This window comes from Flexithrix dorotheae DSM 6795, from assembly GCF_000379765.1.
GTDB classification, from domain to species: domain Bacteria; phylum Bacteroidota; class Bacteroidia; order Cytophagales; family Flammeovirgaceae; genus Flexithrix; species Flexithrix dorotheae.
In genome coordinates, this window is record NZ_KB903430.1 from 718818 (window position 1) to 737485 (window position 18668).

Annotated in this window: 16 protein-coding genes; 12 read left to right on the plus strand and 4 right to left on the minus strand. The window is 36.8% G+C overall.

From position 1 onward, the window contains the following. Nucleotides 1-61 precede the first annotated feature (61 nt). Nucleotides 62-5509 carry an ATP-binding sensor histidine kinase gene (locus tag A3EM_RS0103145; protein WP_020526713.1) on the plus strand — a complete coding sequence of 1816 codons (5448 nt, stop codon included), beginning with the start codon at nucleotides 62-64 and terminating at the stop codon, nucleotides 5507-5509. 4 nt (nucleotides 5510-5513) lie between these two features. Here the strand turns inward: A3EM_RS0103145 and A3EM_RS0103150 are convergent, their stop codons facing one another. Continuing rightward, the gene (locus A3EM_RS0103150) at nucleotides 5514-6587 is read right to left on the minus strand and encodes a DUF4097 family beta strand repeat-containing protein (RefSeq protein WP_020526714.1); all 1074 of its coding nucleotides are present in this window, start codon (nucleotides 6585-6587) and stop codon (nucleotides 5514-5516) included. A gap of 577 nt (nucleotides 6588-7164) precedes the next feature. Between A3EM_RS0103150 and A3EM_RS0103160 the strand changes: the two genes are divergently transcribed. From A3EM_RS0103160 to proC, 4 genes are all read left to right on the plus strand, one after another. Beyond that, on the plus strand, nucleotides 7165-7485 hold the full coding sequence (locus tag A3EM_RS0103160; RefSeq protein WP_020526716.1) for a hypothetical protein: 321 nt from the start codon (nucleotides 7165-7167) through the stop codon (nucleotides 7483-7485). Nucleotides 7486-7767: 282 nt separating this feature from the next. Next, nucleotides 7768-9003 carry a DEAD/DEAH box helicase gene (locus A3EM_RS0103165; RefSeq protein ID WP_020526717.1) on the plus strand — a complete coding sequence of 412 codons (1236 nt, stop codon included), beginning with the start codon at nucleotides 7768-7770 and terminating at the stop codon, nucleotides 9001-9003. Beyond that, nucleotides 9003-9521 (plus strand): hypothetical protein, encoded by a 519-nt coding sequence (locus A3EM_RS0103170; protein WP_020526718.1) that lies wholly within the window; start codon nucleotides 9003-9005, stop codon nucleotides 9519-9521. The genes A3EM_RS0103165 and A3EM_RS0103170 overlap by 1 nt, the downstream gene beginning before the upstream one ends. A 436-nt stretch (nucleotides 9522-9957) precedes the next feature. Further along, nucleotides 9958-10770, plus strand: a complete 813-nt coding sequence (gene proC / locus A3EM_RS0103180) for a pyrroline-5-carboxylate reductase (protein ID WP_020526720.1) — start codon at nucleotides 9958-9960, stop codon at nucleotides 10768-10770. An 82-nt stretch (nucleotides 10771-10852) separates the two neighbouring features. On the opposite strand, the gene A3EM_RS0103185 is transcribed toward proC, so the two are convergent. Further along, nucleotides 10853-11674: a universal stress protein gene (locus A3EM_RS0103185; RefSeq protein WP_020526721.1), complete on the minus strand. Its 822-nt coding sequence runs from the start codon at nucleotides 11672-11674 to the stop codon at nucleotides 10853-10855. Between the two features lie 108 nt (nucleotides 11675-11782). Next, nucleotides 11783-12187, minus strand: a complete 405-nt coding sequence (locus A3EM_RS0103190; protein WP_020526722.1) for a DUF2721 domain-containing protein — start codon at nucleotides 12185-12187, stop codon at nucleotides 11783-11785. Between the two features lie 155 nt (nucleotides 12188-12342). On the opposite strand from A3EM_RS0103190, the gene murI reads away from it, so the two are divergent. Both murI and A3EM_RS41375 read left to right on the plus strand, forming a co-directional pair. Continuing rightward, on the plus strand, nucleotides 12343-13137 hold the full coding sequence (murI, locus tag A3EM_RS0103195) for a glutamate racemase (RefSeq protein ID WP_020526723.1): 795 nt from the start codon (nucleotides 12343-12345) through the stop codon (nucleotides 13135-13137). A 121-nt stretch (nucleotides 13138-13258) separates the two neighbouring features. Continuing rightward, nucleotides 13259-13522 carry a YtxH domain-containing protein gene (locus A3EM_RS41375; RefSeq protein WP_020526724.1) on the plus strand — a complete coding sequence of 88 codons (264 nt, stop codon included), beginning with the start codon at nucleotides 13259-13261 and terminating at the stop codon, nucleotides 13520-13522. A 29-nt stretch (nucleotides 13523-13551) separates the two neighbouring features. On the opposite strand, the gene A3EM_RS0103205 is transcribed toward A3EM_RS41375, so the two are convergent. Further along, on the minus strand, nucleotides 13552-14382 hold the full coding sequence (locus tag A3EM_RS0103205) for an SDR family NAD(P)-dependent oxidoreductase (RefSeq protein WP_020526725.1): 831 nt from the start codon (nucleotides 14380-14382) through the stop codon (nucleotides 13552-13554). Nucleotides 14383-14649: 267 nt separating this feature from the next. Here A3EM_RS0103205 and ribA point away from each other — a divergent pair, with 267 nt between their 5' ends. From ribA to A3EM_RS0103230, 5 genes are all read left to right on the plus strand, one after another. Beyond that, nucleotides 14650-15255: a GTP cyclohydrolase II gene (gene ribA, locus A3EM_RS0103210; protein ID WP_020526726.1), complete on the plus strand. Its 606-nt coding sequence runs from the start codon at nucleotides 14650-14652 to the stop codon at nucleotides 15253-15255. A gap of 157 nt (nucleotides 15256-15412) precedes the next feature. Then, nucleotides 15413-16288 (plus strand): RibD family protein, encoded by an 876-nt coding sequence (locus A3EM_RS0103215; protein WP_020526727.1) that lies wholly within the window; start codon nucleotides 15413-15415, stop codon nucleotides 16286-16288. A gap of 3 nt (nucleotides 16289-16291) precedes the next feature. Then, entirely contained in the window at nucleotides 16292-17251 is a 960-nt protein-coding gene (locus A3EM_RS0103220) for a zinc-dependent alcohol dehydrogenase (protein WP_020526728.1), read from the plus strand. Nucleotides 17252-17269: 18 nt separating this feature from the next. Then, nucleotides 17270-17635, plus strand: a complete 366-nt coding sequence (locus A3EM_RS0103225) for a 6-pyruvoyl trahydropterin synthase family protein (RefSeq protein ID WP_020526729.1) — start codon at nucleotides 17270-17272, stop codon at nucleotides 17633-17635. Beyond that, nucleotides 17625-18662 (plus strand): glycosyltransferase, encoded by a 1038-nt coding sequence (locus tag A3EM_RS0103230; protein ID WP_020526730.1) that lies wholly within the window; start codon nucleotides 17625-17627, stop codon nucleotides 18660-18662. The genes A3EM_RS0103225 and A3EM_RS0103230 overlap by 11 nt, the downstream gene beginning before the upstream one ends. Nucleotides 18663-18668: the final 6 nt, after the last annotated feature.

The following is an 18668-nucleotide window of genomic DNA, read 5'->3' on the forward strand; positions in this document are numbered from 1 at the left end:
CTTACTAATAAGTTCAATTTGCTTACCACAATAATTCCACTACTTGGTTCTATTTTTATCTATGGAGGAACTAGAAAAAGGTTTAAAACTATTACACTCAAGTGAAGATTCGTTGGTTTTTCATGGGAAAACTGAAGAATTTGAAAATGAATTTACATTAAAAGTACCTAATGGAGATTTTCCTTCTATTTCCCAGATTAACAGGTTTAATAATGAGTTTGAAATACTTTCCAAACTAAAAATTCCGGGAGTCAGGAAAGTAATTAAACAAGAAAACAAGGAAAATAAGCCCAAACTGTTCCTTGAGTTTGTAGAGGGGCAAACCTTAAAAAGTCTATTCGCGGGAATCGGAACAGGAAGTGAATTCAGCCTGAAATTCTTCCTTGAAATTTCAATAAAAATCACCCGAATTTTAGCCGATATCCACAAAGAACAAATCATCCACAGGGATATTAACAGCTATAATATCCTGATTGACAGAAAAACCAATGAGGTAAAATTTATTGATTTTGGGCTTGCCTCGAAGGTAAACCTCAAAACCCAAAGTTTAAATAGCGAAGAGAAGTTTGAAGGTACCATCCATTATATTTCACCGGAACAGACTGGGAGGATGAATCGAAATGTGGACCACCGAACGGACTTATACTCTTTGGGCATTACTTTTTATGAGATGCTAACCGGAAATCTGCCATTTTATTCCGATGATCCAATGGAGATTATCCATGAGCATCTGGCAAAGATTCCACCTACTCCTGACCAAACAAATCCGCATATTCCTCCAATCCTCTCGGAAATAATACTTAAACTAATTTCTAAAAATGCAGAAGAAAGATACCAATCGGCAGAAGGGCTTTTATATGACCTGGAAAACTGTTTAAAACAAATAGAAATTAACGGCAAAATTGGTTCTTTTCCTCTGGCTTCCCAGGATTTTTCAGAGCAATTAAATATCCCACAAAAACTTTTTGGCAGAGAAACAGAAATCCAGTTACTCTTAAATCAGTTCCAGCAGGCACATGATGGCGAAAAAACTATAGCCTTTGTCTCAGGGTATTCAGGAGTTGGCAAATCTACCCTAATCAATGAACTACAAAAACCAATCAGTGTTCATAATGGCCATCTGATAAAGGGGAAATATGATTCTCAACACAGGAATACTGCCTATTTTGGAATTATTAGTGCCTTTAAAGAACTTACTGTGCAGTTATTAGGGCTTTCCGAACCTCAAATTAACAAGTGGAAAGAACGGATTCTGAATAAACTTGGAAACAAAGCCAGTATTATCATCGAGGTTATCCCGGAGTTGAAATTAATAATAGGAGATCAACCTCCTTTGGAAAAACTGGGCCCTCTGGAAACCCAGAACAGATTCAATCTCACCTTCCAGAGGTTTATGGAGGTATTCGTAGAAAATAAACAAACGCTGGTTTTAGTTTTGGATGACTTACAATGGATTGACCAGCCTTCAATTTCATTACTCAGACAAATTCTTAATGATAAAAACCTTTCTCATTTTTTATTTATTGGAGCTTATCGTGAAAATGAAGTAAACCAACATCATCCGGTAAGCCAACTGATAGAAGAGCTACCCACCATATACTACAACATTTCCACAATTCAGCTTCAGCCATTGGATATGGAAAGCTTAAACAACTGGATGAGTGAAACCTTTTCTTCCACTACAAATCAGGAGACCAGGGATTTTACAGCGCTGGTTTTTATGAAAACTGAAGGTAATCCTTTCTATGTAAAGGCCTTTCTTCAAACATTATATGAAGAAAATATCCTTCGAATTTACAATCCGGAAAAACTGACAAGCTGGGATTCCGGGAAAGAAAGAATTGGAAGATGGATTTGGGAAAAAGAAGCGGTGAAATCATTGCCCGCCAGTGAAAACCTGGTCGATTTTATGGCTGGGAAAATTCAAAAACTTCCAGAAGTTTCTAGGCAGCTGATAACAATCGCTTCCTGTTTTGGGTTAAAATTCAGACTGAAAGCTCTGGCAGATATTCTTGAAAAAGGGGAAAATGAAATTTTCGGTATTTTCTATCCTATCCTCAGCGAAGGTCTGGTGTGGTTTTCCGATTCCACTTACTCCTTCATCCACGATAAAATTCAGGAAGCGGCTTACAACCTTTTATCCGTGGAAGAAAGAGAAAAAATTCATTACAAAATTGGGAAAGTCCTGCTCAGCCACGAAGAAAGGGATAATTTCACTGGAAAAAGCATTTTTGAGATTACCCATCATTTAAATTTAGCCAGAAAAATTGTAGAAGAACACAACGAAAAACAGTTATTGGCAGACTTAAATTTCCAATCGGCTATAAAAGCCAGGAATACCTCAGCTGCAGCAATCTACTTCAATTATTGCAAGCAAACTATTTCCCTACTCCCTGAAAATACCTGGAAACTTAACCACAAAAAGATACTAAAAATTTATGAAGCCGCCACTGAAAGCGCATACATGGCCGGGATGTTTGACGAAATGGACTATTTCGCAGAATTATTTCTTCAAAATTCTACGGACCTCCTTGATCAGGTAAAAATTTATCACCTGCTGATTAACAAACAACTTGCCCTGAATGCCCCTCTTAAAGGCCTTGAGATTGGAAAAGCATTTCTAAAAAAACTTGGTGTTTCCCTTCCTAAAAAGCCAGGTACACTTCACATTCTAACAGGTTTTTTGCAAATTAAACTGGCACTTTTAGGCAAGAAAATCCCAGATTTGATACATCTGCCTCATATCAAAAATGAAAAACAAAATGCCATAATTGACACCCTTGGAAATATAGGTTCTCCAGCCTTGATTGCTCTTCCGGAATTATTGCCCATTATTGTTTTTGAACAGGTAAAAAGAGCATTAAAATATGGAAGTTCTCCAGCTGCAGCCGATGCATTTTCCACCTTTGGAATTATCCTCTCTGGTTTTATGGATGAATACAATAATGGATATGAAATGCAAAAGTTATCCATAAAACTGGTTGATCAGCTCAGCGCAAATTTTATTAAGGGCAGAGTGATGGCTGCAGGTGTGGGAGCCAATAACCACTGGAAAGAACCTTTCAGTAAGGTCACGAAAGATGCCAGAATTGCCTACCAGCTATGCCTGGAATCCGGAGATTTAGAATTTGGGGCCTACAACGCCTATATCATCGGCATGAATCAGTTTTTCGAAGGAACAAGTCTTGATAAACTTAAAAGTGAGACGAACTACTTTAATCAGGTTATAAAAGACTTCAATCAGGAAGGCCCATTCAACTGGAATAATATTTATCGGGTGGTCATCCAAAATTTGCGGGGAGAATCGGAAACCCCGTCACTTCTTCAGGATGATACATTTAATGCCGAACTTATTTTATCTCAATTAAAAGAGAAGAATGAGGGAATAGGAATTTTTCAAATTCATTTAGGCAGATTATACCTAAATTATATTTTTGGGAATTTTGGCCTTGCCTTCGAACAAATTGCCGGAGCATTGCCCCAGCTGGAGAATGTATCAGGAATGCAGATGGTTCCTCAATTCTATTTTTATTCTGCACTTACCTGCTTTTCCCTTGCCGGTCATCAAAAAGGATTTCCTCCCAAGGCTAAGAAATACATTAAAAACGCCAAAAGTAAATTCAAAAAGTGGGCTAAATTATGCCCCGAAAACTATGGAAATAAGTTGGCCCTTATACTGGCAGAAGAAGCCAGGCTGGCACAAAAATTCAAGGAAGCCATTACCCATTATGAAAATGCCATCAATTTATCCAAATCCAACCAGCTAATTCAGGAAGAAGCATTGGGATATGAGTTGTTTGGCAGATTCTGGCTGGCCAGAAAAAATGAGGAAACTGGAGAAATGTACATGCGCAAAGCGTTTCAGGCTTACCGCTTTTGGGGCGCCCATAAAAAAGCAGAGGCTATTGAAATAGAATTAAACGAAAAACTCACTAACAAAGGAACAAAATCAGGCCTTGGAAATCCCCTGAAATCGATCCATTCCACTTCAAATTCTCTGATCACCACCAACAACCTATTCAATTTCCTTTCTATTCTAAAGGTAAATCAGTTGATTTCAGAAGAAGTGAAACTGAGTTCTTTACTGGATAAAATGCTGGATATTGTGTTGGAAAATGTGGGCGCTTCAAGGGGAGTATTGCTCATCAACGAGAATGACAACTGGAAAATAATTGCTGAAAAGGATATTAATAACCCGAAAGAGAGTATTTTCAAACGGGAATGCATTGATTTTAATAATGACCAGACAGAAAACCTTCCTCTTTCCATTGTCAACTTTATCCGAAAATCACTGAAAAGCTTTTTTACAAGTGATGCCAAAAATGACCATTCATTTGGAAATGACCCTTACATTAAGCAAAATGAAATAAAATCCATTATTGCTCTTCCACTAAAGCATAAAAATTCGCTTACAGGAATTCTTTACCTGGAAAATAACCTAACGCATAAGCTTTTTACCGACAAACATCTGGAAATGCTGGAGCTGTTATCTTTCCAAATGGCTGTATCGCTTGACAATGCACTTCTTTATGAAAATCTGGAGAAAAAAGTCAAGGAAAGAACAATTGAAATTGAAAAACAACAACATGAAATCAGCAGTCAGAACCAAAGGCTTTTCAAGCAAACCGAAATTTTGGAAAAGCAGAAGAACTCATTAACTGAGACGCTTAAAAAACTCCAAAACGCACAAGCTCAACTGGTTAATTCAGAAAAAATGGCCTCTTTGGGGATTCTCGCAGCAGGAATTGCACATGAAATAAACAACCCGATAAATTTTATAAGTGCGGGAATTGTAGGCCTCCAAAAAACATTTGACAAATTCTTTCTATTAATGGAAGAATACGAAAAAATAAAAATTGAAAATGTAAAGGAACAACTGGACAAAATCGAGGCACTCAAAAAGAACATGAGTTATGAAGAATTGAAAGCCCTCGTAAAAAAAGTATCGGGGGATATTAATATTGGGGCCTCCAGGACAACTGAAATTATAAAGGGATTAAGGTCATTTTCAAGATCGGGAGAAGGTACTTTAAAAATCACAGACATTCACGAATGCCTGGATTCTACCTTACTATTGGTTCGAAATCAGGTAAAAAACAAAATTTTAATCCAAAAAAATTATGGCCAAATCCCCAGAATAGAATGCTATGAAGGGAAAATAAATCAGGTTTTTATGAATCTGATTACCAACGGGATACAGGCCATTGATGGAGAAGGTGAAATTTCCATAACCACTTTCGATAAGGGTAGTGAAATTGGGATAACTATTCAGGATACAGGTTCGGGTATTCCGGAGGATGTAAGAAAGAAAATATTCCAGCCCTTTTTCACCACAAAGGAAGTAGGAAAAGGAACCGGATTAGGGCTTTCCATTGCGCTGGGTATCATTGAAAGCCATCAGGGAAGTATTCAACTGGAAAGTGTTCCCGGAGAGGGAACTTCATTCACCATTTTTCTGCCTAAAAAATTCATCAAAAAGCCTGCAGAGGATGAAAGAAGGAATGGATAATTCCTTACCTTTCCTTCAATTTAATGGTTACACTCCCGCTTGGTTCGGTAATGTCCAGTTTGGCTTGAGCAGCTTCATTTTCCCCAAGATAGCCCGTGATTTTCATCATTTTCTTTTTTTTGTCTGCATATCCCACACTCAGGTAACCACTTTCTGGTATAGTCAGTTTTTCACTTTTGCCTTTAATATCAGCCTGCAAAGAAGCTCCTTTGGCAAAGCTCAAATCAATATCGGTGGATTTACCCACAAGCTTTATATTGGTGAATTCCTTTTGTATATTTTCTGCCAAAAAACTTCCATTGGTCATATTGAGGTCGGCCTGCTCGGAAAGATCCAGAATATTCACTTTTGAAAAGGAAAAAGTACCGCTTATTTTGTTGAGTTTCCTTACCCCAATCTTGTCATTTTTTGAATCAAGATAGAGCTCTAATACTTCTCCAAGTTCCACTGTGGAGCTGGAATTTGTGCTATTGATATCAATTTTATCCGCCTTATCTACGGTAACAGTACTTGAGGAAAGCGCAAAAAAAGCATAACCGAGTTTTTCAATTTTTACTGTGGCATTGTTCAGGTCAAAGGAAACATTTTCTGTTATTTCTTCAATGGTCAGTTCACTGTCAGTTAAATTAAGTTTGGCTTTACAGGACAGTTTTTCTGTTTCAAATTTTCCTTTTCTCAGTGTGACAGACAAATCTGAAGTAGTTGGTAAAAACAATTCATAATCAATATCAAAATCATCACCACTGGTAATCAGGTTTTTCACCATACTGCCTTCCATCTCTGTAATCCCCGAAATTATCTTTCCATCTTTTTTCAATTCAATTTTCACCCGACTGTAATTTTTTTCAGCAGCCTCCTTATCCTTGCCTTTCACTGTAGCATTTACCACAACTGAGACCGAATCTTTTTCCCAATGGTTTATTTTAATTTTCCCATAAATATTCCTGATATCAATTTGTTCTCCCTGCTGGTAAGCAAATGTTTGTTTGAAGGTTTCAGAAACAGTCTGAGCTAAGCCAAGGTTTCCGATAAAAATTAAACAACACGTCAAAAAATTCAATTTCCAGATGATTTTCATGCTTTTTTAGCTTTTTTTATTTCGATTCCGTAACAAATATCAGTACCTTTTCCTAAATATTACAATTGGGAAGAGAAATGGTAAAAATAAAGCAACATTTAATTTTTTAAAATAATGGGAAAAACCTCAGGCATAATTCAATTTCTAGTAGTAGCCATCATCTTGATTTCCATCACAATCTTCCTTTTCAAAGCTTTAATCAAATGGGCAATTTTTGCACTTCTGATTTATGGAATCATCAGATTTATTATCCCGATGTTTTCGAAAAATTAGGCAAAAACAAGACAAATGTCCTAAATATTGGTTATATTAAGTGAAGATCTTCACAAACCCAATCAGATTTTCCTATTTAAAAAGCAAAGGGCGTTTTTTAAACCCGGGAGCAGGAATTCTGGTCGCCTCAAAAAATAAAGATAAACAAGACTACACTAAAACAAACCATAACCAATTTATTATAGAGAAAGCAGTAAAGGTTAACAGATTGTTAATAAAATCTGCTTAAATTTGTAATTCGCAAACAATATTTGTCTTAAGCATGCTATATTTTTTAGTTATTATAATACCATTTTTAATCGCAATGGCTTATTTAATTCATTTAAATAATAAGCTAAAGAGGCAATATGAGGAAATTGAAAAAGTATTATTAAACATAAGAAATGACCTTGATTTGCAACACATCAAATTCCCTTTGGGCATTAACAGAGATTTTGTGGTAACAGACAACGCCATTAAAAGGCTGGAAAGTTTTTTAATGGCCCTTGAAGATTATTTTGAAATCAAAAAAACTGTCATTTCCAAAACTTACGCTCCGAAAAGGAACAAACTTGAAGCACTGCAAAAAAGAGCTCGGGAACTGGCCAAAATTTCCCAAAAAGTGAACGAAGAAGTTACCAATTAAATCAATCTAATCTTTTCAAAATCACGTTTTTTTTTAACCAGAGCAGGTAAAAACCGGCACACTACATATACAAGATTACCGGAAAATACTTCCTTTTCGTCAACTATCCAGTGGTTTTCTGGCTATATGCAAAAATATTTGAGGCATAATAGTAGGTTTGAACTATAAATTTGAGAAATTTGGATTTGATATCCAGAGGTTTAGCTTTACAACCATAACAATTAAGCGGTTTGAAATGCCTTTGGGATATTAAACCAATATAGAGAATTAAAGGGCGAGATTTTGAAATTTGAAGATTTAAACTTAGAGGAAGATCTGCAGGAAGGAATAGATGCTATAGGATTTTCCAATGCTACCCCTATCCAGGAGCTGGCAATACCCATTATACTTGATAACAATGATTTAATTGCATGTGCCCAAACCGGAACAGGAAAAACGGCAGCATATCTTTTACCAATATTAAATAAACTAGTCACAGAACATGGTGACTACATTAATACGGTAATTATTGCACCCACCCGTGAACTGGCCAAGCAGGTAGACCAACAATTGGAGGGACTGGCTTATTTCACAAACACCAGCTCTATTGCCATTTACGGAGGTGGAGATGGGGCTTCATGGTCCAGAGAAAAAAAGGCACTTAATGAAGGCGCTGATGTGATAATCGCCACTCCGGGTAAACTTATCTCTCATTTGCGTCAGGGCTTTGGAGATTTCACCAAACTTAAGCATTTGATTTTAGACGAAGCAGACCGGATGCTGGAAATGGGTTTCTATGAAGATATCATGGAGATTATCAGTTATTTTCCTAAAGAAAGACAGACGCTGCTTTTTTCGGCCACCATGCCTGAAAGAATTAGGAAACTGGCCAACAATATCCTGAAAGAACCTAAGCAGGTAAATATTGCGATTTCGAAACCTGCAGAAGGCGTAGTGCAAGCCGCTTTTCTTACTTATGACGACCAGAAAGTAGAACTGATCAAATGGTTGCTTCAGGATGATGATGTACCCAGCGCAGTAATTTTTTCTTCTACCAAAGCCAATGTGAAGAAAATTTGCAGTACCCTAAAAAAGATTGGACTAAAAGCGGAAGAAATTCACTCAGATCTGGAGCAAAGCGAGCGGGAGGAAGTTTTGAGAGGGTTCAAAAACCAAAATTATTCTATCCTGGTGGCAACTGATATTATTTCCAGGGGAATTGATATCGATTCGATAAGCCTGGTAATCAATTACGATGTGCCGCAGGATGCAGAAGATTACATCCACAGGATTGGAAGAACTGCCAGAGCAGAATCTACAGGAGAGGGAATCACCTTCATCAATGAAAAAGACCAGTTTAACTTCAAAAAAATTGAAGATTTAATTGGAAACGAAATCCGAAAAGTGCCCTTACCCAAACACCTGGGTGAAGGACCAGAGTATAATCCCGGTAGAAAAGGTGGGAAGAAAAAGTTTGGAAAAGGGAAGTTTTTTAAGAAGAAAAAAAAGCCCTATAGAAATGATAACAGGAATAAGTAATGTCAAGAATTAGCTTTTTTATTCTCCTCCTGGTGCTTGTGGGATTAGCAGTGGTAGCTTATTCTTTTTTAGGTGGGTTTAAGAAAATTACCATTAATGAAGTGGAAGATATTTCCATAGAAGTAGTTGGAAAAGAAGTGAGAGGTAGTACTCAGGGTGTTGACCTGAATAAGCAAATGTATGAAATCCGGAAAAAGCTGGACGAGGATAAAATTGAAGGAACCTTTACAGCCATATTTGAGGGAAATCCAGATGAACTGGATACCATAAACGGTTTCGTAGGAGTAGTTCCTAAAGTGAGTAAAAGTATTCCCGAAGGTTTTAGTACTAAAAATATAAAAGCGGAAAAAGGGGTAATCGGAATCATGATTGCCCATGTTTGGGTAGCTCCAAATCCTGTTGAGGTCAATAATCAATTAATGGATTTTGCAAAGTCAAAAAATCTTTCCTTCCAGGATTTAATTATAGAGCAATATTTTGCTTCAGATTCTGTAGTGACTACTATATTGGTGGAATAAACACGGAGGTGTATTTTTTCATATAAACAACACTTTGGCCGGTCTTTTCTAAACAAATGACCCTGTTACCCCCCTGTTTAAGGGTATAATTTAACCAATTATACAGCAACATTCCTTTTTGTTCCCCTTTGTTTTTGATCTTAAAAATTAATCCTTTTGTTTAGTAGATTCAAATAGAAAGTTAATCAACATATAATGGGAATTGGCATAAATGAATTGCTGTTTATCCATTCATATTTTACTCACAAATTGGAATAAAAGGGACCTTTTCCCTCCAATTTTATTTTACCACAATTATCCGGCAATCAATAACAACTGATTATCTTTATTTAATTACTATTTCTTAAATTATATAAAACCCTAAGCATCAATTTTTTAGAATTTTTAAGATGCTTAAATATTTCTACACAACTACTTAATAAATAATTACCTGGTTATGAAGTCTCATAAAATTGCCATAATTGGAGGAGGAAATCTTGGTGCCTCTATTGCTGAAGGAATCGCTAAGAGTGGTTTAATTTCACCTGAAAAAATTACAGTTACCAGAAGGAAACTGGATAAAATCACCCATTTAAAGGATATTGGTATAAAAACAAATAATAATAACAGGCTGGCAGTGGAAAGTGCAGATATTATTGTGCTTGCAGTGAAACCCAAACAGCTAAAGGATGTACTTTATGAAATCCAGCCTAAATTAAAATCAGGCAAACATATTCTTATTTCTGTGGTGACGGGAGTCAGCCTTGCGGATATGGGCAGTGTGGTAGGAGAAAATATATCGCTGGTAAGGGCAATGCCAAACACCGCTATAGCAATTCAGGAATCTATGACCTGTATTGCCACCAACAATGCCTCAATTGAACAACAGGCTATTGTATTGTCTATTTTCAACAGCCTGGGGAAAGCAGTGGTAATAGATGAAAACCTAATGGCAGCCGCCACTGTTTTAGGGGCTTGTGGGATTGCCTATTCCTTAAGGTTTATCAGAGCTGCCTCACAAGGAGGCATTGAAATTGGTTTTAATGCTGAAATAGCCCAGCTTATTGCGGCTCAAACCGTAAAAGGAGCCGCTTCATTGTTATTAGAAAGGGGACAACATCCGGAAAGAGAAATAGACAAAGTAACCACTCCACAGGGCTGTACTATTGCCGGACTTAATGAAATGGAACACCAGGGATTTAGCTCTGCCCTCATCAAGGGAATTGGTACTTCTTTCAGTAAAATTGATAAAATTTCTGAGGATTTTTAAGAATTAATTTTCCAAAGGGAAGGGCTTAAAGTTTCAGGAATGAATCTTTAAGCCCTTTATATTTTATAGGATTCCCAATAATTTATTTATGAAAAACAAGCACAGGATACTCCGCCAGTAATGTCATTTTTCTGGTCATACTGGTATGGAAAACTTCCTGGAAAAAGTTCCTATGGTGCGTAAGCATGGCCAGCACATCCCCATTATTTACCCGCATATATTCCCTCAGTCCTTCTTCCACATCGTCATAAACCACCTGTTCTATTTTCACATCCAGATCGTAATAAAATTCATCGAACACATAATCTCTGTACGATTTAAAAATCTCCAGTTTGGCCGGGTTGCCCTTATGACTCACATGAATAATAGTTAACCTGCAATCAAGGCTATTGGCAAAATGAAGCAACTGGGTCAGGCTTTCATCGTCCCCTACCTGATAGTTAGTCGCATATACGATATTGTTTATTTCAGATTTATAATGCTCTGCGGGAATGGCCAAAACAGGAATATCGGCATGTTCCATCACATGTACTGTATTACTTCCCCCCAGGTATTCAGCTACATTCTGCACCCCTTTGGTTCCCATTAAAATTAAATCTATTTCACGTGACTTAGCCACTTTGGTAATACCATGATTCAATGTATCCAGTTCTACAATATAATCACAGTCAATGGCAAATTCCTTTGAAGTTTCAGTACAGACTTTTTCCAAAGTCTCCATCGCCTTGTTTTGCATTTCAAGCAACTCATTTGAAGCAAAATCTTCTCTGGTAATCAAATTGGCCTCCGGAACCGCATGAAACAAGGTGAGAGAACCTCCTAACTTTCTGGTAAAATTCCCCGCAAAATTAATCGCATTTAAAGACGCTTCACCTAAATCTACAGGACACAATATTTTTAACATAATCCTCTTCCATTTGGTTAATCAGACTAAAAATACAAAATTTCTCAGTCATTTTTATTGATTTAAATCAGCTTCTGTTTTGATTTCTTTCAATCTATAATAAAAAAATCATATCACTTTCGAGCCTTCTTTCAAATCACTCAACTGAATTTTAAGCGCATTGGCTGAAATTTGAATTTCTCGGATGGAAAAAGCCAGAGAAATCATGAGTAACAAAAGACTGATGCCGAAAGTAATTTTCCCTAAAAAAATTTCGCCAGCAAATAAAAGAAACATACAAAAGACACAAAGGAATAAACTGGAAATACCAATAGCCTGCATGCTTCTTATAAGATAAAGCCTTTTATTTAAGTTTTCAATCTGGCCCATGATTTTTCCATTTGGCTCTTCAGTATATTTAGAATGTAAATTCCGAATAAGAGAAGCAATGGCCAGAAACCTATTGGTGTAAGCCAAAAGCAAAAGGGAAATTGCCGGGAATAGTAATGCTGGTGTTGTAAGTGTGATTTCCATAAAATCTTATTTCAATAAAAAGTGGGGTTTTCAGCTTTTTTTTAAAATTTAAAAGTACCACAATCTTTTAATTTTGGGAATTTGTTATTCAAGTTATTACAATTGTAAAAAAGGAATTTTTACTTTCAAATCATCAAATTATTCTCAAACAAAAAATGGACAACAGACCTATTGGCATTTTTGATTCAGGTGTTGGAGGATTATCGGTTTGGAAGGAAATGGTGGCAACCTTGCCAAGGGAGTCCATTTTTTATTATGGAGACACCAAAAATTGCCCCTATGGGCCTAAAACTACTATTGAAGTCCAAAACCTTTGCACCTATATCACTAACTTCCTTTTAGAACAAGACTGCAAAATGATAGTGGTTGCCTGCAATACAGCCACAAGTATTGCGATATCCAGCCTGAGAAATTCCTTCAATATTCCATTTATTGGAATTGAACCAGCTATAAAACCTGCCGCTTTACATACCAAAACCGGAAAAATTGGCGTGCTTGCCACACTTGGAACCATAAAAGGCGACTTGTTCAATGCCACCAAAAGTAAATATGCAGAAAACATTGAGGTGATAGAACAAATTGGCCATGGATTAGTTGAGCTCATTGAAGCCGGGAAAGGAGAAACCGATGAAATGGAGCAATTACTGAAAAAGTATCTTTCACCAATGATGGCAAAAGGGGTAGATAAAATTGTGCTGGGCTGCACGCATTATCCCTTTATAAGTGAAATGGTGCTCAGGCTGATTGAAAATAAAGCGGATTTAATTAATCCGGCCCCGGCAGTCACACAACAAATAATCAGGGTTTTAGAAAAAAACAAGCTCCAGGCTTCCACTTCCAATGAGCCTGATTATAAGTTTTTTATTTCAGGAAATAAACAGAATTTTGAGCAGTTTTTTTGTCGGGCTTTTAGTAATTTTGATAAGAGAACTAAATTTCTTGAAATTTAATTAATTTCGAAATATTACTATTTACCAACTATTTTATACCTGATTACCGGGTATGGTTAGTATAATCGATTAAACTTACATCCATCAATTCAATAATTTTTAACCAAAAAATTTAAACATCATGAGTCAAAATTCAAAAGTATTATTAGCAGCTATAGCCGGAGCTGCTGTTGGGGTAATTGCAGGTATCCTGGTAGCACCAGCCAGCGGAAAAGACACCTTTGAGGACTTGTCAAAAAAGGCTGAAGAATTAAAGGATGATTTAGAAGATATTGCCGCAAAAGGAAGAAAATCGGTAAGGGAATTAAGTGACACGGTCACCGATAATTTGCAAAAAAATATCAATGGCCTGAAGAAAGAAGTTTCCCGGGCAAAGGACAGCTAAAGATTGGGGGAATTTTAAGTTCCCCTTTTTTATTTCCCCATCATTCTTTTCATCCTCACTTTCAGGTCCTTAAAAATTATACCTTCATAAATCCCTGGAAATAACCTTACAATCTTGTCAATTTTCCAGGCATCAGATCCGATAAGCAATCGTGGTTTATCTTTCCTGAGTGCTTTAACAATTTGCCTGGCAGCCTCTTCGGCAGTAGTTAAGGCTACTTTGTCAAACTTTTTGGCCTCATACTCCTTATTCTTTTGATTCCCCCCTTTCGAATTTCTCACAATATTGGTTTTTATCCCACCGGGGTGCACAACCATTACCTTCACATTTGTATTCACCAACTCCTGGCGAAGATTTTCCGAAAACCCTCTGACAGCAAACTTTGTGGTGGAATAGGTGCCATGGCCGGCAAATCCGGTAATTCCAAAGATGCTGGAAAGGTTGATTATGCTTGCCGCAGGCCGTTTTTTTAGGTGAGGCAAAAAACATTTTGTCATATAAATCACACCCCACAAGTTGATCCCAAAAATCCATTCCATTTCATCATAAGTAACCTCTTCAAGGCTCACCTCTCCCAAAGAAACTCCGGCATTATTAATCAGTACATCAATTTCAAATTCACTTAAAATTTCCTTACTTAGGGACTCCACTCCTGCTCTATCTGAAACGTCCAGCAAATAATGATTTAGCACATTTCCTCCCTGATCTTTTACCTCATTTACAGTTTTTTCCAGGTTGGGCGCATCAAAATCAATAAGCAAAAGCCGGGCACCAGTTTCACCCAATTGCAAAGCAAGTTCCTTCCCAATACCACTCGCAGCCCCGGTAATTATGACAGTTTTTTCGTTTAGTTTATCCATGGTTTGCTGTTAAGAAATTCTATGTGATTTCAAATTAAATAAGGATGATGATCAAAAAATGAATGAAATAAATTTAAAGCCAATTTAAGGAAAGGAAAAAAGAAAAACAGTTATTGTTGACTTTTTGTATACCTCCTTTTTTAGTGATTATTAAAAAAAACAAGCACCATTGTAGCCCAACAAACAAATAGTTTACAAACAGTTGAGACCAATTGAGGTTTTATTTTAATGTACACTAATATATAGATTAAAGAATCATTCAAATTTATGAATTCATTGTCAAGAGCCTTAGTAGAAACCAACCTGCCCACCAAATTTGGCCACTTTAAATTAAAAGCCTATCAAAGCGAATATGAAGCCTTTCCACATCTTGCCCTTTATACAGAAGATTACCTCAAAAAGGAAACAGTGGATGTAAGAATTCACTCCGAATGTATGACAGGTGATGTCTTCGGTTCGGCCAAATGTGATTGTGGCGAACAATTAGACTTTGCACTGAAGTGGATCCAGCAAAATGGTGGCGTAATTTTGTATTTGCGTCAGGAAGGGAGGGGGATTGGTCTGGTTAATAAACTTCTGGCTTACAACCTTCAGGAAGAAGGGAAAAACACGCGTGAAGCCAATTTAGAGTTGGGTTTTCATGCAGATTCCCGAAACTATGATCAGGCCATTGAAATATTAAAAGATTTGGAGGTGAAGAAGATCAGATTACTGACCAATAATCCAGAAAAAATAAATGCTTTTGAAGAGGCCGAAATTCAACTGGTGGACAGAATCCCAATTGAAATCAAACCCAGATCAGAAAATTATGATTACCTGGAAACTAAGCAAAATGAAATGGGTCATTTCCTCAGTATATCTAAAATAATCTGAAATGGGTGTTTCAAAGTTGATTTAATAAAATCAATTAGCTATTTTGTTAAACATCCCACTAATCCACCCGAATACTTTCAAACAAGCTACAATTCTCACTTGAAAACTAAAACCTATGATTTGGGAACTTTTACTTATTCTAAAGTCAAAGATTCAAATGGAAACATCTGATTTCCATTTTTTATCGGCAAAATTATCCGATCAAATAGAAGTTGAATTCGATCAGGTTCAGGAAGAATCTTCCCTTGTAATTGATTTTTCTGATTCTTTACGAAGCACCAAAAACCTGACAGTTCTTTCCTCCAGCATTCCACTGGAGATTGAGGTAAAATCCAATTTTCATTTTAGTGAGAAAGAGCTGGAAATGCTTCGGCTGTATCTTCCATATGCCCTTCTGCCCTTTTATGCTGCTAAAAACAAAAAATGTTATGCCATTTCCCATTTTGCCCAAACCCTGGATGGAAGGATTGCCTCACATTCGGGAGACAGTAAATGGATAGGAAATGAAGAAAATTTAATCCATGCCCACCGAATGCGTGCTTTATGTGATGCTATTCTAATCGGATCAAAAACCTTAAATCAGGATAATCCAAGGTTGAATGTAAGGCTTGTGAAAGGTAAAAATCCGGTAAAAGTTATTATCGGTGGAGATGATTTAGCCATTGACGATTACCAGGCTGTTGATGACAATACCATCATGTTTTGTCAAAATCATTTTGAACTTAACCCTTGCTATGAGAAAATTTCATTGAAAAAAAATGTGGTTTATAGCGCTTCCCAGATTTTAAAAAGCTTGTGGGAAAAAGGGATTAATTCGGTTTATATTGAAGGCGGATCCTTTACCACTTCCAACTTCTTAAAACAGGAGGCACTTGACCAAATTCAATTACATATCTCTCCTAAAATCATTGGGTCTGGTACAAACTCCTTTGCTTTTTCCGGGATCATACAAATGGATGAAGCCATCCAATTTAAACAGTCAAAATTCATTGCAATGGGCAGTGAAATCATGTTTATGGGTAATTTGGGATAAAATATGCAGATCATCAAAGCACTATGGCATAATATCAATCAATCCTGGCTGGAGGAAAGCAAACTCTTGCATGATGAAGGAGAAGTGCTCATAGAATCGAAATATTCCCTAATCAGCCTTGGGACCGAAAAAACAATTATCACCCAGTTGCTGGATAGCAAATTGGCAGGGAAGATGAAGGTTCCCTATATGCTGGGAGATTTTCAGGAAGATTTCACTTATGGATATTCCCTGGTGGGGAAAGTAATTGAAGGTCCTGACCAGCTTAAAAATAAATTCGTCCATTTAATGCATCCACATCAGGATCTGGTTAGTGTAAAGCCCTCAGATGTTTTTCCCATTCCCGGTGACATTGCGCTTCAAACAGCCTGCCTGGCCAGCAATATGGAGACTGCTGTAAATGCCATTTGGGATGCTGATGTGGAAATAGGGGATAATATACTGGTATTTGGATTTGGGACTATTGGGGCTTTAACAGCACTTGTGGCCAAAAATATTCCCGGTGTTGAATTAACGGTAATTGAAACGGATGAGGGAAGAAGGAATTTGGCAAAACAACTAGGATTTCAGGTCCTTTCCGATATTGATGAGGGAAATTTTGAGGTAGTATTCAATACCACAGGTCAGCAAAAAGTGTTGCAGAAAGCATTGGAACTCACCAGGCAGGAAGGGAAAGTCATAGAGATGAGTTGGTATGGAACCAGAGAAATACAAATCAGTCTTGGAACTGATTTCCATTATGGCAGAAAACAAATTATTTCTTCACAGGTAAGCCAAATTCCCAAAAGGAAACTTGGACAATGGGATTATTCTTCCAGAAAACATCTGGTATTTAAACTTTTAAAAGCACTAAAACCAGATTTTTTAATTGATAGCGAAATACCATTTTCCCAATCACCAGACTTTTTCCATCAATTGAGAATGGGGAAAATCAAGGGGACGGGAATTGTCATTAAATATTAACCAAAAAACAAATTGACTATGTTTTCAATAACTGTAAAAGATCATGTCATGATTGCCCATTCACTTCCGGATCCGTATTTCGGACCAGCACAAAATATGCATGGGGCTACTTACGTGGTGGAAGCAAGCTTTAAAAGTCCATCGCTCAATGAACAAAATGTGGTGATTGACATCGGTGAGGCCACTGATATCCTAAAGGATGTTCTTCAGGAAATGGCCTACCAAAACCTGGACGAACTTCCTCAATTCAGGGGGATTTTAACCACCACTGAATATTTAGCACAATATATCCACGGAAAAATAAAATCAGCTTTGAGAGAGGATTTGATATTGAAGGTGGAGCTTTTTGAGTCTCATGTGGCCTCAGCTGCTTATGAAGAATGATCATGGCAAATTTGGGTTTCACCAAAAACCGCATCTGGTAATTCTAACCACCCACTTTGGCAACAACTTTTCAGGGGGATCTACAGCCACCTGTGAAATTTTTTACAGAATAGAGGATGAATTTGAGGATATCACGGTGTTGGGAACACAATTAGGCACACACCCATTTAAGGAAATTAAATTCATTAAGTATCACTATTGGTTTCAGGCTTTTTTTGAATTGAAGAAACTGCACAAACCGAATACTATCTTTTATGGGGATTTTTATAATTCCTTTTTATTCGTGCTGGCCGGTGTGCCATATTACTTTACTTATCATGACAATTGGCCTGAATTATCCCGGGAAAGTACAAATAGCAAATGGCTTTCATTTTTTTATACGCCAGTTTATCAACAGATTTTTAAAAAGGCAGGAATGGTATTTACAGTTTCAAAATTCAAATATGAGTACATACTAAACTTTACCCCAAAAGTGCAATTGGTTTATAATGGATTTGAAAAAAAGCATGGCGCTAAACAAAACCACCATTCTCAAAACAAAAAGGCTGTAATGATGGTGGGAAATATTGATAAACGGAAATATAAAATGGCCCTACAGTTATTCCGGCAATTCAGTGAGGATGAGGAAATAGAGATTGATATTTACGGGAACAAAGTGGATAAAGGTTTAGCACAAAAGCTGAGTCAATTCCATTTTGTAAACCTCAAAGGATTTCACAAAAACATCCCATTTTCAAACTATAAATTGTTGTTACACACTTCCATTTCCGAAAGCTTTGGAATGGTTTTCTGTGAAGCCATACACGCAAAAATTCCTGTGTTGGCTTTTGATACTGGTGGAGCAAAAGAACTGATTAATAAGGAAAACGGGATACTAATTCCACCCTATAAAATTTCAATAATGAAGGAGGAATTGATGAACATCCTTGAGGGAAAAATTCCTTTCAGGTTCAATTCTAATTCATTGGAAAAATTTTCCTGGGAAAATGCTGGTAAGAATTATTTAAACTATATGCTATCCAATTGATAATTA

Bases quoted from the DNA above. Each gene is read 5' to 3' on its own strand.
- A3EM_RS0103145 (WP_020526713.1), top strand. From the start codon at position 62: ATGGAGGAACTAGAAAAAGGTTTAAAACTATTACACTCAAGTGAAGAT.
- A3EM_RS0103150 (WP_020526714.1), bottom strand. From the start codon at position 6,587: ATGAAAATCATCTGGAAATTGAATTTTTTGACGTGTTGTTTAATTTTT.
- A3EM_RS0103160 (WP_020526716.1), top strand. From the start codon at position 7,165: ATGGCTTATTTAATTCATTTAAATAATAAGCTAAAGAGGCAATATGAG.
- A3EM_RS0103170 (WP_020526718.1), top strand. From the start codon at position 9,003: ATGTCAAGAATTAGCTTTTTTATTCTCCTCCTGGTGCTTGTGGGATTA.
- proC (WP_020526720.1), top strand. From the start codon at position 9,958: ATGAAGTCTCATAAAATTGCCATAATTGGAGGAGGAAATCTTGGTGCC.
- A3EM_RS0103185 (WP_020526721.1), bottom strand. From the start codon at position 11,674: ATGTTAAAAATATTGTGTCCTGTAGATTTAGGTGAAGCGTCTTTAAAT.
- A3EM_RS0103190 (WP_020526722.1), bottom strand. From the start codon at position 12,187: ATGGAAATCACACTTACAACACCAGCATTACTATTCCCGGCAATTTCC.
- murI (WP_020526723.1), top strand. From the start codon at position 12,343: ATGGACAACAGACCTATTGGCATTTTTGATTCAGGTGTTGGAGGATTA.
- A3EM_RS41375 (WP_020526724.1), top strand. From the start codon at position 13,259: ATGAGTCAAAATTCAAAAGTATTATTAGCAGCTATAGCCGGAGCTGCT.
- A3EM_RS0103205 (WP_020526725.1), bottom strand. From the start codon at position 14,382: ATGGATAAACTAAACGAAAAAACTGTCATAATTACCGGGGCTGCGAGT.
- ribA (WP_020526726.1), top strand. From the start codon at position 14,650: ATGAATTCATTGTCAAGAGCCTTAGTAGAAACCAACCTGCCCACCAAA.
- A3EM_RS0103215 (WP_020526727.1), top strand. From the start codon at position 15,413: ATGGAAACATCTGATTTCCATTTTTTATCGGCAAAATTATCCGATCAA.
- A3EM_RS0103220 (WP_020526728.1), top strand. From the start codon at position 16,292: ATGCAGATCATCAAAGCACTATGGCATAATATCAATCAATCCTGGCTG.
- A3EM_RS0103225 (WP_020526729.1), top strand. From the start codon at position 17,270: ATGTTTTCAATAACTGTAAAAGATCATGTCATGATTGCCCATTCACTT.
- A3EM_RS0103230 (WP_020526730.1), top strand. From the start codon at position 17,625: ATGAAGAATGATCATGGCAAATTTGGGTTTCACCAAAAACCGCATCTG.